Genomic DNA, 13,098 nt, shown 5'->3' with positions numbered 1-13,098 from the left:
ACCGGCGAAGAGCAGGCGCTTCCGGCCGATGTCCATGAGGTGCTGGGCGGCGAGGAAGCCGCCGTGCTCCTCGTCGAGCGGCGCGAGGATGAGGGTAGGGGTGGATCGGAGGTGTGTCAACCATCACGGGCGCATCCCGATAGTGCGCCGAGAGGTCAGGTACGACGTGCGGTTTGCTGTCCTGCGCAGGGAGGCTGTCGTGGTGCCTCGGGCGCACGAAAGCCCACCATCCGGGAGGATGGCGGGCTTTCGTGACGGTCCGGTTAGCGGAGCGCGACCTCCGAGATCAGGGGCAACTCCCGCGAGGAGCCGCCGACCTCGACGGTGAAGGTACCGCGTGGTGTGGTCCAGGCGTCGCTGGCCGAGTCCCATGTGGAGAACGGGTGATCGGGGCTGGCGGCGTCGATGACCAGGTGAACCTGTGTGGTCTGGCCGGGCTTCAGGGTGACCTTCTCGAAGCCGATCAGTCGCTTGCCCGGTTCCCCGGCGGCGTCAGGCAGCGTCAGGTACACCTGGCCGGCTTCGGCGCCGGCCGTCTTGCCGGTGTTCTTGATCTGGAACTTGACGTCCAGCGACGTGGTGCCGGTTTTCTTGCCGGTGCTGGGTTTGATGCGGAGATTCCGGTATTCGAAATCGGTGTAGGAGAGACCATGGCCGAACGCGAAGAGCGGGTCGATGCCTTGGGAGTCGTACCACTTGTGACCGATGGCGAGGCCTTCAGAGTAGTCAACCTGCCGGATCTCCCGTGTCCCAGCGGGGGCGGTCGTTGATCCGTTCGAGTAGATGCCGGGGTACTGAGCAGGAGTCCGTGTCGGGGTGTCCGTCAGGGACGCCGGGAAGGTCATCGGCAGCTTGCCGGACGGGTTCACGTCACCCCACAGCAGGTTCACCAAAGCCGGGCCTTGCTGCTCGCCGGCGTACCAGCTTTCCAGGACAGCTTCGGTAGCGTCGAGCCAGGGCATCTCCACGGCGCTGCCCGTCTGCAGGATTGCGACCGTGGCGGGGCTTGCTGCTGCAACCGCACTGATGAGCGCGTCGCCGTTACCATCGACGCGAAGATCCGGCAGGTCGTTGAACTCACCGGAGGTGTAGTAGCCGACGACAACGGTCACATCCGCTGCGGCCGCCACGGTTGCCGCACGCTGGGGGTTCGAGCCGTCATCGAAGACGACGGTTGAACCCTCTAGCGCTGCGCGCTCCCGCACCGCCTCTTCGATCGTGACGACGCTCGAGCAGTCCAGGGTGTGGGGAGATCCGAAGGGCCATTTCATGCTGCAGGCGGTCAGGGCGCTGACGCCGTTCGTCGGTGTCTTCGACGCGGTAGGGCCGATGACCGCGATGGTCTTTGGCTTGGAGGACAGGGGGAGGACGCCGTCGTTCTTCAACAGCACGGTTCCTTCCTCGACTGCCCGGCGGGCCAGGTCTTTGTGTTCTGCGGTCGATACTGACCCGGCGGCCGGTGTTGGCAGTGGGGTGTCGAACAGTCCGCCCCGGATGTAGGAGCGGACGACGTTGAACGCTGCGTTGTCGACGTGTTCCTCGGTGATCTCGCCCTTGGCCAGTGCCTGGTTCAGGAGAGCGGGGGTGTAGTAGATCGGCCGGTTGAGTTCCTGGTCCAGCCCTGCCGTGAGCGAGGGGGCGGTGGAGTGGACGGCCCCGAAGTCGGACATGATGTATCCGTCGAACCCGAGCTTCGAGCGCAGGGTGTCGTTCAGGAGGGGGTTCTCGCAGGCGTAGATGCCGTTGATCTGGTTGTAGGAGCACATGATGCTCTCCGGGTCACCCTCGGCGATGGCGATCTCGAAGGGAAGGTCGTAGGCCTCCCGCAGCGTCCGCTCATCAACGTTCGACGAGCTCGCGTTGCGTGAGATCTCCTGCTCGTTGGCGACGTAGTGCTTGAGGTTGGACAGGACCGGCTTGCCCGGGTTTCCTTCCTCGATGCCGCGGATCGCGGAAGCGGCCAGTCGTCCACTGAGCAGGGAGTCCTCCCCGAAGTATTCGGCCGTCCGACCGGACAGGGGCGTGCGGCCGGAGGCGATGCCCGGGCCTAGGACGACGTTCTTGCCCTTGTCGAAGGCCTCCTCGCTCTGCGCCGCGCTCTTGTCGAAGACCAGGTCCCGATTCCAGGTCGCTCCGAGAGCGATGGGGGCGGGGAACGCTGTCACGCCGGAAGTGAAGCGCACGCCGTCCGGCCCATCGGTGTACACGACCTTGGGGGTGCACGGGAGCTGTGCTTCGTACTGAACCCCGCTGAACGTCGTCGCGGTCGGGTCGTTGGCGGGCTGCTCCACCAGCCAGCGGTACTTCTGGCCGAGCGAGCTGGCGTCCAGCAGGATGCGGGCCCGTTCGTCCGGCGACTTGGACGTGTCCATCCAGGGACACCCTGGCGGATAGGTTGCCGGGCTCGTGGCTTCAGCGGACGGAGCCTGAGCGACAAGGGGGCCCGAGGCCAACAGCCCCGCCAATGCCAGGATCGTCAGCGCCTTTCCTCGAACCTGCTGTGGTTTCTTCATATGTCCTCCTTGACATGGAACCATCTGTTGAAGCGCTTCAATTTTGCGGAAAGAGCACTCGCTATGAGGGAGTGGGAGTGAGAAGTGCGTGTGATAGCCGTCTCACGTAGGCATCAACCTAGGGCGCTGCAAGAATCCAGTCAAGACGTTCAGTGCGGCCTCAGCGAGGTTCCACCCCAGCCCTCAGGTGCACCCCAGTGATTGACGGGCTCCGAGTGAAGCATTTTTCCAGGCTGGATCATGCCACTGGAGCGTGGCCTGTCTCGCCGACGACAACAAGAAGGTGGTCACCTTCATTGCTTGTGAACTGCCCCTCAAACCGCGTTGGAGGATCGCCGATAATTGATATTCTGTAAGCCCAGTCGCTGGCAGCGTCGCTAGGATCTGCCGGCGGCGCCTCCTAGTTGGCTGTGGGACGCCTGCCCGTAGCCGAGAACAAGCTCCCAGCGGTTGAGCACAGATACACAGAAGTACAGACTTAATGCACCGCTGTCGCCTAATTGCGTCACAGGCTGTGGTGCTTTCAGACGATCACCCTGCTTTCCGGTCGCCTAGTCGAGCAGCACTGCCACCACTGGCTCTGGCTAACAGGGAATGAACAGTGGCGCGTCCAACTAGGGTGGTTTCATGCCCCAGCTCGAGCCGGATCTTCCCGGAGACTACGCCGCCACCCTCACGGCCCTGACGGCGCTGGTGCAGGAAGCTCAGCACCGCGCGCAGCGCGTCGTGAACACGACGATGATCGAGCTGTACTGGAACATCGGGCGGTTCATTCTGGACAGGCAAGCCGACGAACCCTGGGGGAGTAGGGTCCTTGACCGCCTGGCAAAGGACTTGAAGTCAGAGTTCCCCCACATGAAGGGTTTCTCCCGGACGAATCTGTACAACATGCGGGCTTTCGCCGCCGCATGGGACGGCACCGAACCAATTGTCCAGACACCGTCTGGACAATTGAGCTGGAGCCACAACCTCACCCTCCTGAACAAGATCGACGACCACGACCTCCGCACCTGGTACGCGGCGCGTGCCGCTAAGCACGGCTGGTCAGTGGCCGTCCTTGAACACCAGATCCTCACCAACCTCCACGCCCGGGCCGGCGCGGCACCGAACAACCTCGAAGCACGACTACCCGGCGTCGGCACAGATCTGGCGCGGGAAGTCGCAAAGGATCCCCTGGTCCTCGACTTCCTCGGCCTGACCGAGGAAGCCCAGGAACACGCCATTGAGGAAGCCATGACCCTCCGGATGGCCCAGACACTGGCAGAGTTCGGGCCAGGCTTCGCCTTCGTCGGCCGTCAGCACCACCTCAACATCGACGGGGACGACTTCTACATCGACCTGCTGCTGTACCACGTCCCCTCCGACCGCTACGTGGTCGTGGAGCTCAAGGCAGGCAGGTTCAAGCCTGAAAATCTGGGACAACTCAACTTCTACGTCGCAGCCGTCAATGACCTCCTGCGCCTGCCACGTCAGGCGCCCACCGTGGGGATCCTCGTGTGCGGATCGAAGACCGAACGAGTCGTACGCTACGCCCTCGAGGGATCCACCCAGCCCCTGGCCGTGACGTCCTACACCTACGACGCGCTTCCCGCCGATGAACAAGCAACTTTGCCGTCACCAGCCGCTATCACCGCTGCACTGGAGCATGAGAGACACTCAAACGACGCTGACAGCTGAGACCTTCGACCCTGCGGGCCAACCCCACCATGATGCGAAGAATGATGCATCGAGAGATTGTCTTAGGGCCTGTGAATGCTCTCTCTTAGGACGCCATTGCATCGCCGATAACCTCAGGTTCTGTCAGGTGCCTTGGCAGAGACACGCTGCCATATCGAGTCCGGAGGCCCTCGGCACTTTGGCACAGCAGACGTAAGTTACGTCGAGGGCAGGTGTTGGACACATCACCTGCGCTGTTCTTTCAGGACGAGAGCCGGTAGCCCTGTAAGTAGGACTACCGGCTATCGCGTATAGGGCTGTCACCAGCGATGCGGAGGCCTTTTGTGCCTCCTGCCAGTGGCTACTTTTTGATCTTCTGCACGACGACGGTTTGCTTCGTCGTTTCCGTCGTTCCCTTACTGTTGGTGAGCACTCCCGTGTAGACGTACTTGCCCGGTGCCCTGTTGGTGATGTCCACGATGGCGCTCTGGGGTTTTGGGGTTGCCCATTTGAGCTTCTGAGTGTGGATCTGCTCGCCGTTTTCGTACAGGGTGAAGCTGGTTCCGTTCTCGCCAGCCTCGAGGTTCATGTTCACGGTGTAGTTGCCATCGTGGGGTCCCTTGTCCTGACCATGGTCGATGGACAGTTTGGCCTTGCCCGGAGCGGTAGTGGCCTTGTCCGCAGGCTTTGGCGGTACCGCACCGTGCCACATCGCCGGGGTGAGGGGCGTGACTGTCAGGCTTTCGAGAGTTGCAGTCCCGCCCGAGGAGAACAGACCGATCTGGTTTGCGCCGGCGTTGGGAAACACTTGATCGGTGATGGTGGTGAGTCCGTCATTTGCAAAGACCTCAACCGACGCGCGGTCGACGTAAATGCGCATGGCCACTCGTCCGTCCTTCAGCGGCACGGGGGCATCCTCGATGGATGAGAACGCCGGGTGGAAGCCCTCATTACCGGAGTTGGTCCTGTCGACGAAGAGCCTGTTGGTTCCCGTGTTGTAACCGATCTTCGTGGCTTCGGTACCGTCTCCGAGGACGCTGAGTCCAAAGGTTTCGGCATCGCCTCGGGAGAAGACGCCGTCGACCTGCACAACGTCACCTGTCACTGGAAGGGTTTCCGTGCCCTCCGTGATGTTCCGGGGTCCCGTGGTGTAGGCGGCATCGTCTTCGCGGAGGGTGTCGATCTGGTCGACGACCTTCTGCACGAGGCGGGGACCGTCAGCGGTTTCGGTGAGGCTGACCTCGCGGGGGAGTGCCATGGAGCTTCGCCAGGTGCTGGTGGGGATCTCGTTGGCGTAGTCCCAGTTGCTCATCCAGCCGAGCATGATCCTCTTGTTGTCGGGGACGTTACTGAAGGAGACAGCTGCGTAGTAGTCCTTGCCCCAGTCGAGCCAGTCGTAGTCCTCGAGACGGGATTCGGCGGGGGTGTCGGAGAACATGAACTCGTCGGCGAGGATGTGCCCCCAGCCCCCGCGATTGTTATCGACTACCTTGATGCTGGCTTCGCGGCCTTCGAACTCGCTGACATTCCACTTCGTCCAGTCGAGCGTCTCGCTATTGCCGCCGGTCGCGGTGCGAACGACTTCTCCATCTACCAGGAGGTTCACGGAGGTCTCGTCGCTGCGGGGCTGAGCTCGCTCGTCGCCGAGGACGACGTGGTCGAAGGTGAGGTGGCCCCATCCTCCGGAGGCGTTGTCCACAATTCTCAGTGTCGCTTGCTTTCCCAAATAGGCGCTGACATCCCAATTCTCCCAGTTGAGTGCGCCGGCATTTTGACCTGTGGCGGTTTCAATCACTTGACCGTCGATCAGTAGTTCGGCTTGGAGCGTCCCGTCGGTGCGTCGTCCGCCGCCGATGAGGAAGCTCAGGTTGGACTTGTCGATGGTGAACTCGGGTGAGGTGAGTGTGCCGACGTTGTTGTCACCGTTGGGGCCGGCCTCGTAGGTGTTGATGCGCCCAGTGCCGATGGCGAATTCGCCGCCGGCTGTCGCGGGGTTGCGAGCTGCCTCGAAGTCGCCGTCGATGAACCACCCCTGGTCGGTCAGGGTGCCTTGAGCGTATTCGAAGCCGTTGAACAGGAGGGTTCCGGGTGCCGGAGTGTTTTCCAGCTGGCCGCCGGGCACGTGAGGGTGGTTACCACCGCCGACGAGGAAGTTGATGTAATCCCGGCTACCGACGGTGAAGGTGGGGGACTCGATAGTTCCGACTGGCCAGTCGCCATCGTTGAACCCGTTAATCAGCCCTGCCCCGCTATATCCCGAGACGGTGAGCTGTCCAGGTAGCGCGCCCGGGGCTGGGGTGTCGGACCAGGGGCCGTTCTTCCAGTTCCCGGGTTCATTGTTGGCGGTCCACCCATTGTAGGTTCCGTCGTTGAAGCCGGCGAAGGTCGTTCCATCAGGGATGGAGTCGACTGGTTCGGTGGTGTCGGAGGTGAAGGTGGTGCCGTCGAAGTCGCCGACGAAGTACTGACCACCGCTTCCTCCTGCAACAGCTCCCGGGTTGAGGTTAACGACCATCACCCATTTGATGTTGTTGGGATTTCCATCCACGGCGATCGGGAACAGGTCAGGGCATTCCCAGATACCGGCTGTGGAATTCGCGGGTCCGAAATCGCTGAGGTGAGTCCAGTCCTTGAGGTTATCGCTCTTGTAGAGAACGACTTTGTGATCGGTTGCCTCCACCGTGCTCATCACCCAATACGAGCCGGCGGGCCCGTCATAGCGGAATACCTTGGGGTCCCTGAAGTTGGCCGAGTTCCGGTCGAGAACCGGGTTTCCCTCGTACTTTGTCCAGGTCTGACCTTCGTCGGTGCTGTAGGCGAGGGACTGAGCCTGACGACCAGCCAGGGTCGGGTGCGCACCGGTGTAGGCACTGGTGTAGACAGCAACGAGCGGCGGGTTCTCTGCCGTGCCGAAGCCCGACGAGTTGTTCTCGTCAACCACGATCGAACCCGAGAAAATGTCTTCGATCGCCACACCCTCGGCGTTGACGGTCTGCGGGATGGCCAGGGGCTGCTCTTCCCACTGGAGGAGATCGGTGGAGGTGGCGTGCCCCCAGCTCATGTTGCCCCAGGTCGTACCGAAGGGGTTGTGCTGGAAGAACAGGTGGTATTTGCCCTTGTAGTACACCATCCCGTTTGGATCATTCATCCAGTTCTTCTCGGGACTGAAGTGGATGAACGGGCGGTACTGCTGGGTTGCGGGATCAACTGGTGCTTCTTCGGCCAGAGCGGGGGCACTGGCTGCAAGGATGGATGCCGCCAAAGCGGCGATTACTCCTGCTGTAAGGGTTTGACTGCGGGTTCCGGACTTCATGGTCTAGGTACGCCCTTCATTGCGCGTGTCAGCTTAACTGACAACGTTGTCAACTGGTGAATGTGATGCTACGCACTGTCCACCAGACAATTCAAGGGCCTCTCTTTTCGCTTCAGATATCTGCAGTTGCAGCGTTTACGGAGGCCGAAGCACTGTGGGCTGCGAGTGTTGCTGGGCGCTGCAGCAGAGCGCCATGGGTGCGGCAGGTAGCGGCTGCGATCAGCATCGCTTCAGTCAGCGCAGTGTTGATTGCAGCAGGCGTGTCGGGCATCCCGTGTCGGGTGAGGGTTGAAAGAATCGAAGACAGGGTGGCATCGCCGGCTCCCATGGTGTCGACGATGGGTCCGGGCAGCTCAGCGATGGGCTGGTGGACCTCCGGGTGCGAGGCGCGCAGGATTGATGCTCCCTTGGGTCCTGCCGTCGCGAGAATGGTGGACGCTCCAGCCTCGAGGAGGCGGCGGCTGAAAGCGTGAAGGTCCTCATCAGCGAGAAGCCTGGCATCGTCGTCTCCGACTTTGCTGAGCAGGCTTCGTGCTGCCAGATGCGTGAAGTTGGTCAGGAAGAGCTCCCTGTTGACGAGCATTCCCGATCGGGGATTGGGGTCGATGACGAGGCGGCGCTCCGGCTGACCAATCAACGCGGTGAGGGAATCGACCTCTACCTGGTTGTCGAAGGGAAAGCAGCTGACGGCGACGAGCGCTGCTTGTGCCACCGCTGCACGGTGAGCACCCTGAAAGACAAGGGTTCGATGCTGGGCTGCCTGGTTGAAGACATAGCGGGGTTCGCCGTGTGTGCGGTCGGATGTGGCACGGGCGGTGCCATAGGGGGCGGGTGTTGCCAGGAGCTCCACATTGTGCTGCTTCAGGAAGTCCTTGATGCGTCGGCCGTCGACGTCATCGCCGACCATAGCGATGAGGGTCGCGGGAACACCGAGCAGGGTCAGTCCGACCGCCACGTTCAGTGCTGCGCCACCGGGAAAGGATTGGGATCCGGTCGGTTCGCGCAGTTCATCGATGAGGGCATCGCCGATGACGACGACGCTGCGGGTGGTCTGGGATGTCATCGTCGTTCTTTCTGTTGAGCTCAGTGCTGGGCAGGGAGAATTTCGCCGCTGCCACGAATGATGAGGGTGGTCGGGACGATACAGGTGCGAGGCGGCGCCGCTTCTCCGTCGAGTCGGTCGATGAGTCGTTGAGCCGCGGTACGGCCGATGTCCTCCGCGTTTTGGGCGACGACGGTGACTCCTGGGTCGAGTAAGTCCGAGAGCTGGAAGTCGTCGAAGCCGACAAGTGCGGTGGTTCGGTGCGCCTCGCGGGACCTCAGTGCGCGAATCGCACCAATGGTCACCAGGTTCTGGCTGGTGAAGACTGCGGTGGGTGGCGCGGGGGAGTCCAGGAGGGCGAGCATCGCCTGCGCCGCGGATCGCTCGTCGTGAAGATTCTCGATGACCGGAATGTCCCCGGTGGGAATACCTGCTCGACCAAGAGCATCGAAGAACCCGCCGCGCCGCTGCGCTGCCGTGTAAATATCACTGCGATCTCCCAGGTAGGCGATGCGCCGATGGCCACGGTCAAGCAGGTGGTTGGTAGCCGTGATCGCGCCTTCGCGGTTGTCACTCACGACGCAGTCACCGGTAATACCCGCCGGTTCCCGATCGACGAAGACAATGGGCGTCCCGTGCCGCATCTCGGAGGCCAGGTAGGACTGGTCGCGTGAAATGGTGGTCAGAATCAGCCCATCCACCCGCCGGCGCAGGAATGCGGCGACTGAAGCCTGCTCCCGCTCAGCGTCATCATCCAGGCTCGACGCGAACACAGCGATGCCACGCTCAAGCGCCACATCCTCGATGGCGCGATGCATGGCTCCAGCGAAGGGGTTGTCCACGCTGCTTACCAACAGGCCCAAGGTTCGGGTACGCCCGTCTGCCCGCCGCAGGTTCCCCGCCTGCTCATCGGGGTAATAGTTCAGCGACTTTGCAGCATCCATTACCTTTGCGATAGTCGCGGCCGAGACGTTCGGTTCCTGATTGATGACGCGGGAGACAGTCTTGATACCCACTCCAGCCAACGCGGCAACGTGGCGCATCGTGGGTCGGGATCGCGGAGACTGCTGGGAGCCTACGTTTGACATCGATGTCACGTTTGAATCTCCATCGTTCCTGAAATGTTGACTGTGAGCAAGATCATAGTCTATACCTGACATGACATCGTTGTCAGGGAGGATACCTCCCTCCACTAAAGGAGATTCAAGGATGAATCGCATGACTTCCCATCCGTCCCACTCGTTCCGTCGGCGCATGACGACAGCGGGCTCGGTCGTGACGCTTTCACTTCTGGCCCTCACGGCCTGCGGTGGAGGGGACTCGTCCTCTTCGTCGGGTGACGGCGCGACGTCTGGTTCGGCTGATGGCCCTATCGGTGTCTCATTGATCGTCAAGACGACGACCAACCCGTTCTTTGTCGCCATGCAGGAAGGCGCACAAGTCGCGGCAGAGAGCGAGGGCGTGGAACTGACGCTGGCGGCGGGTGAAGAGGATGGAGACGAGGACACCCAGATCCAGGCGATCGAGAACGCCATCTCGAAGGGTGATGCCGGTATTTTGATCACGCCCAACGGTCCGGCAGTCGAGGACGCGTTGGTCAAGGCTCGGGACGCCGGCCTGTTCGTGATCGCCCTCGACACCCCGCCATCGGTTCCCGAAGCCGCGGACATCACCTTCGCTACCGACAATTTCGTTGCTGGTCAGGAGATTGGCAAGTGGACTGCGTCGAAGCTGGCAGGTGAGAAGGCCACCATCGCCATGATCGATCTCTTCGACGACAAGATCGTCTCCGTCGATTACAACCGTGACCAGGGTTTCCTGGACGGAATGGGTATCGATACCGCCGATGCTGAGAAGAACGGGGACGAAGAGAAGACCGGTTCCTACAGCGGTGGTGAGTACGAGATCGTCGGCAACGAAGCCTCCCAGGGAGCGGAGGACGGCGGTCGTACGGCAGCCGAAACACTGCTGAGCGCGAACCCCGACATCAATGTCGTCTACACCATCAATGAACCGGCCGCCTACGGCGCGTATGAAGCGTTCAAAGCCGCCGGCAAGGAAGACGTCATCGTCGTTTCCATCGATGGCGGTTGCGCGGGAGTCGGCCAGGTCGACGAGGGCATCATTGATGCCACCAGCCAGCAGTACCCGGTCAAAATGGCTGAACTCGGCGTACAGGCAATCGCCGAGCTGGTCGAAACCGGCGAAGCCCCCAAGCCGACCGATGGTAAGGACTTCTTCGACACGGGCGTTGCCCTGGTAACCAACGAACCTCAGGACGGCCTGGAGTCCATCGACGCCACTGCTGCCAGCGACATCTGCTGGGGATAAAGCACCCCTCGACATAGTCGGTCCGCGGGTCGACATTCTCCCCGCGGACCGGCTATCAGCACCGACCAACGGAGTTCCTCCATGAACCAGACCGTACAAACAGCGCCCTCCTCGGGCAGCCATGACCTCGCCAGCGAATTCCTCGATCGCACCACACCGCTCACACGCGTACGCAACACCCTGCACCGCTACCCGGCGCTCAGCCCTGCCATCGTGCTGGTCATCGCCGTCATCGTCTTCGGCCTGCTCAATGATCGCTTCCTCGCCCCGGCAAACCTGTCCCTGATCACCCAGCAGGTCGCCGTCGTCGGCACCCTCGCCATCGCACAGACCCTCATCATCCTGACTGCCGGGATCGATCTTTCCGTCGGAGCGGTCATGGTCCTGACCTCCATGGTCATCGCACAGACCAGCTCCCAGAATGGGGTTCCAGGCTTCATCGCACTACTGTTGGGGATGGTCGTCGGGCTCGCCGCAGGCGCGTTCAATGCCTTTCTCGTCACCAAGTTCAGGCTGCCGCCCTTTATCGTGACCCTTGGCACCCTGAACATCTTCATCGCCCTCACCCTGCTGTATTCGGCCGGCGCCACTGTCCGCGGATCCGAGATGCCAGGGGTCCTCACCGCCACCGGAACGACCTTCAGCCTGGCGGGCGTGAACATCACCAACGGCGTCGTCCTCATGCTCCTTCTCTACATCGCCGTTGCTTTCATTCTCGGAAAGACAGCGTGGGGACGACACGTTTACGCGGTTGGCGACGACAAGGAAGCCGCACGCCTTGCCGGCATCCGTGTCAACCGTGTCCTCGTGAGCGTTTACCTCGCTGCCGGCGCCATCCTCGCTGTCGGCGCCTGGATTCAGATCGGCCGCAGCAACGCGGCATCGCCTAACGCCGGCGCTGACCTGAACCTGGACTCCATCACCGCTGTCGTCATCGGTGGAACGAGCCTCTTCGGCGGGCGCGGCACCGTCTGGGGGACCCTCCTCGGAGCCCTGATCGTGGGCGTGTTCCGCAACGGACTCTCCCTCGCTGGCCTGGACGTCCTGTGGCAGACGTTCGCCGTGGGCGTCCTCATTATTATCGCGGTCTCTGTGGACCAGTGGATCCGAAAGGTACGCAAATGACCGACGCCGCAAGCGCAACTCTTCCATCACCGAGCGGTGACTCTGACCGTCAGCCCATCCTCGAGGCTCGCAACCTCGTGAAGACCTTCGGCAAGGTAGTCGGCCTTGATGGTGTATCCCTGGCACTGTATCCCGGTGAGGTGCTTGCGATTATTGGGGACAACGGGGCCGGCAAATCGACCCTCATCAAATGCCTGACCGGCGCCGAGGTCCCGGACCAGGGCGAACTTCTCCTCGAAGGCCAGCCCGTCAGCTTCAAGCGCCCGCAGGACGCTCGCCAGGCCGGAATCGAGACGGTGTATCAAAACCTTGCTGTCTCTCCCGCACTCGATGTCGCCGCCAATCTCTTCCTTGGCCGGGAAGAGCGTCGCAAGGGCATCCTCGGCTCTGTGTTCAGGGTCGTCGACACCAAGGGCATGCGTCAGAAAGCGCGAGCCGAACTCACTGAGCTTGGGATCAGCACTCTGCAGGACGTCACCGTACCCGTCGAGAACCTCTCGGGCGGACAACGACAGGCCGTGGCGGTGGCCCGCGCTGCTGCCTTCGGGTCCAAAGTCGTCGTGCTCGATGAGCCAACCGCGGCGCTTGGCGTCCGCGAATCGAAGCAGGTTCTGGAATTGGTGAAGAATCTTCGGGCCAAGGGCATCCCGGTCATCCTCATCAGCCACAACATGCCGCACGTCTTCGAGGTCGCGGATCGCATCCACATCCAGCGTCTCGGCAAATGCGCGACGACCATCACCCCGCAGAGCCACTCGATGACTGAAGCGGTCGCCATTATGACTGGAGCCCAGGCAGCATGACCGCTCAAGCATCTGGCACAGTAGCGCTCTACGCGGAGTTCACTGCGCAGGACGGCAAGGCAGACGAAGTCCAGGCACTCCTGCTCAACCTGACCACCAAAGTACGAGCCGAACCGGGCAACATTGTCTTCGACCCTCACCGCCGGCAGGAGTCGCCGGACGATTTTTTCGTGTACGAGATATATCGAGACGATCAGGCATTTCAGGCGCACATTACCGCTGACTATGGGCGGGTGTTTAATGAAGCTCTCGCCGAACTCATCGTCGGAGACGGTTCCCACCTGACCTGGCTCTCGCCTCTGGCGTAGCCGCACC

The 13,098-nt window shown here is 62.0% G+C and carries 9 protein-coding genes; 5 read left to right on the top strand and 4 right to left on the bottom strand.

Annotation, left to right across the window (positions count from 1 at the left end; translation table 11 throughout):
- Nucleotides 1-263 precede the first annotated feature (263 nt).
- Nucleotides 264-2,372, bottom strand: coding sequence for a glycoside hydrolase family 3 protein (locus tag CXQ97_RS17130; protein ID WP_219815458.1), 2,109 nt, complete (start codon nucleotides 2,370-2,372; stop codon nucleotides 264-266).
- Nucleotides 2,373-3,140: 768 nt separating this feature from the next.
- Between CXQ97_RS17130 and CXQ97_RS17125 the strand changes: the two genes are divergently transcribed.
- Entirely contained in the window at nucleotides 3,141-4,190 is a 1,050-nt protein-coding gene (locus CXQ97_RS17125; protein ID WP_104182099.1) for a PDDEXK nuclease domain-containing protein, read from the top strand.
- Nucleotides 4,191-4,530: 340 nt separating this feature from the next.
- Here the strand turns inward: CXQ97_RS17125 and CXQ97_RS17120 are convergent, their stop codons facing one another.
- The 3 genes from CXQ97_RS17120 to CXQ97_RS17110 form a co-directional block, all read right to left on the bottom strand.
- Nucleotides 4,531-7,482, bottom strand: a complete 2,952-nt coding sequence (locus CXQ97_RS17120) for a GH32 C-terminal domain-containing protein (RefSeq protein WP_104182098.1) — start codon at nucleotides 7,480-7,482, stop codon at nucleotides 4,531-4,533.
- Nucleotides 7,483-7,594: 112 nt separating this feature from the next.
- Entirely contained in the window at nucleotides 7,595-8,545 is a 951-nt protein-coding gene (locus tag CXQ97_RS17115; RefSeq protein ID WP_104182097.1) for a PfkB family carbohydrate kinase, read from the bottom strand.
- A 20-nt stretch (nucleotides 8,546-8,565) separates the two neighbouring features.
- The gene (locus CXQ97_RS17110) at nucleotides 8,566-9,567 is read right to left on the bottom strand and encodes a LacI family DNA-binding transcriptional regulator (RefSeq protein WP_104182096.1); all 1,002 of its coding nucleotides are present in this window, start codon (nucleotides 9,565-9,567) and stop codon (nucleotides 8,566-8,568) included.
- Nucleotides 9,568-9,778: 211 nt separating this feature from the next.
- On the opposite strand from CXQ97_RS17110, the gene CXQ97_RS17105 reads away from it, so the two are divergent.
- The 4 genes from CXQ97_RS17105 to CXQ97_RS17090 all read left to right on the top strand — a co-directional run bounded on the left by CXQ97_RS17105 (nucleotide 9,779) and on the right by CXQ97_RS17090 (nucleotide 13,091).
- The gene (locus CXQ97_RS17105) at nucleotides 9,779-10,855 is read left to right on the top strand and encodes a substrate-binding domain-containing protein (protein ID WP_219815460.1); all 1,077 of its coding nucleotides are present in this window, start codon (nucleotides 9,779-9,781) and stop codon (nucleotides 10,853-10,855) included.
- Between the two features lie 81 nt (nucleotides 10,856-10,936).
- Nucleotides 10,937-11,980: an ABC transporter permease gene (locus CXQ97_RS17100; RefSeq protein WP_104182094.1), complete on the top strand. Its 1,044-nt coding sequence runs from the start codon at nucleotides 10,937-10,939 to the stop codon at nucleotides 11,978-11,980.
- On the top strand, nucleotides 11,977-12,783 hold the full coding sequence (locus tag CXQ97_RS17095; RefSeq protein WP_104182093.1) for an ATP-binding cassette domain-containing protein: 807 nt from the start codon (nucleotides 11,977-11,979) through the stop codon (nucleotides 12,781-12,783). The genes CXQ97_RS17100 and CXQ97_RS17095 overlap by 4 nt, the downstream gene beginning before the upstream one ends.
- The gene (locus tag CXQ97_RS17090) at nucleotides 12,780-13,091 is read left to right on the top strand and encodes a putative quinol monooxygenase (protein ID WP_104182092.1); all 312 of its coding nucleotides are present in this window, start codon (nucleotides 12,780-12,782) and stop codon (nucleotides 13,089-13,091) included. The genes CXQ97_RS17095 and CXQ97_RS17090 overlap by 4 nt, the downstream gene beginning before the upstream one ends.
- Nucleotides 13,092-13,098 lie beyond the last annotated feature (7 nt).

Source organism: Arthrobacter sp. B0490, assembly GCF_002929355.1.
Classification (GTDB): Bacteria; Actinomycetota; Actinomycetes; order Actinomycetales; family Micrococcaceae; genus Arthrobacter_D.
Note: the sequence above shows the minus strand (reverse complement) of the source record. Positions and strands in the feature narration are given on the sequence as shown.

What these genes read in the sequence shown, in the direction of transcription:
- CXQ97_RS17130 (WP_219815458.1), bottom strand. Translation starts at nt 2,372, where the DNA reads ATGGACACGTCCAAGTCGCCGGACGAACGGGCCCGCATCCTGCTGGAC.
- CXQ97_RS17125 (WP_104182099.1), top strand. Translation starts at nt 3,141, where the DNA reads ATGCCCCAGCTCGAGCCGGATCTTCCCGGAGACTACGCCGCCACCCTC.
- CXQ97_RS17120 (WP_104182098.1), bottom strand. Translation starts at nt 7,482, where the DNA reads ATGAAGTCCGGAACCCGCAGTCAAACCCTTACAGCAGGAGTAATCGCC.
- CXQ97_RS17115 (WP_104182097.1), bottom strand. Translation starts at nt 8,545, where the DNA reads ATGACATCCCAGACCACCCGCAGCGTCGTCGTCATCGGCGATGCCCTC.
- CXQ97_RS17110 (WP_104182096.1), bottom strand. Translation starts at nt 9,567, where the DNA reads ATGCGCCACGTTGCCGCGTTGGCTGGAGTGGGTATCAAGACTGTCTCC.
- CXQ97_RS17105 (WP_219815460.1), top strand. Translation starts at nt 9,779, where the DNA reads ATGACGACAGCGGGCTCGGTCGTGACGCTTTCACTTCTGGCCCTCACG.
- CXQ97_RS17100 (WP_104182094.1), top strand. Translation starts at nt 10,937, where the DNA reads ATGAACCAGACCGTACAAACAGCGCCCTCCTCGGGCAGCCATGACCTC.
- CXQ97_RS17095 (WP_104182093.1), top strand. Translation starts at nt 11,977, where the DNA reads ATGACCGACGCCGCAAGCGCAACTCTTCCATCACCGAGCGGTGACTCT.
- CXQ97_RS17090 (WP_104182092.1), top strand. Translation starts at nt 12,780, where the DNA reads ATGACCGCTCAAGCATCTGGCACAGTAGCGCTCTACGCGGAGTTCACT.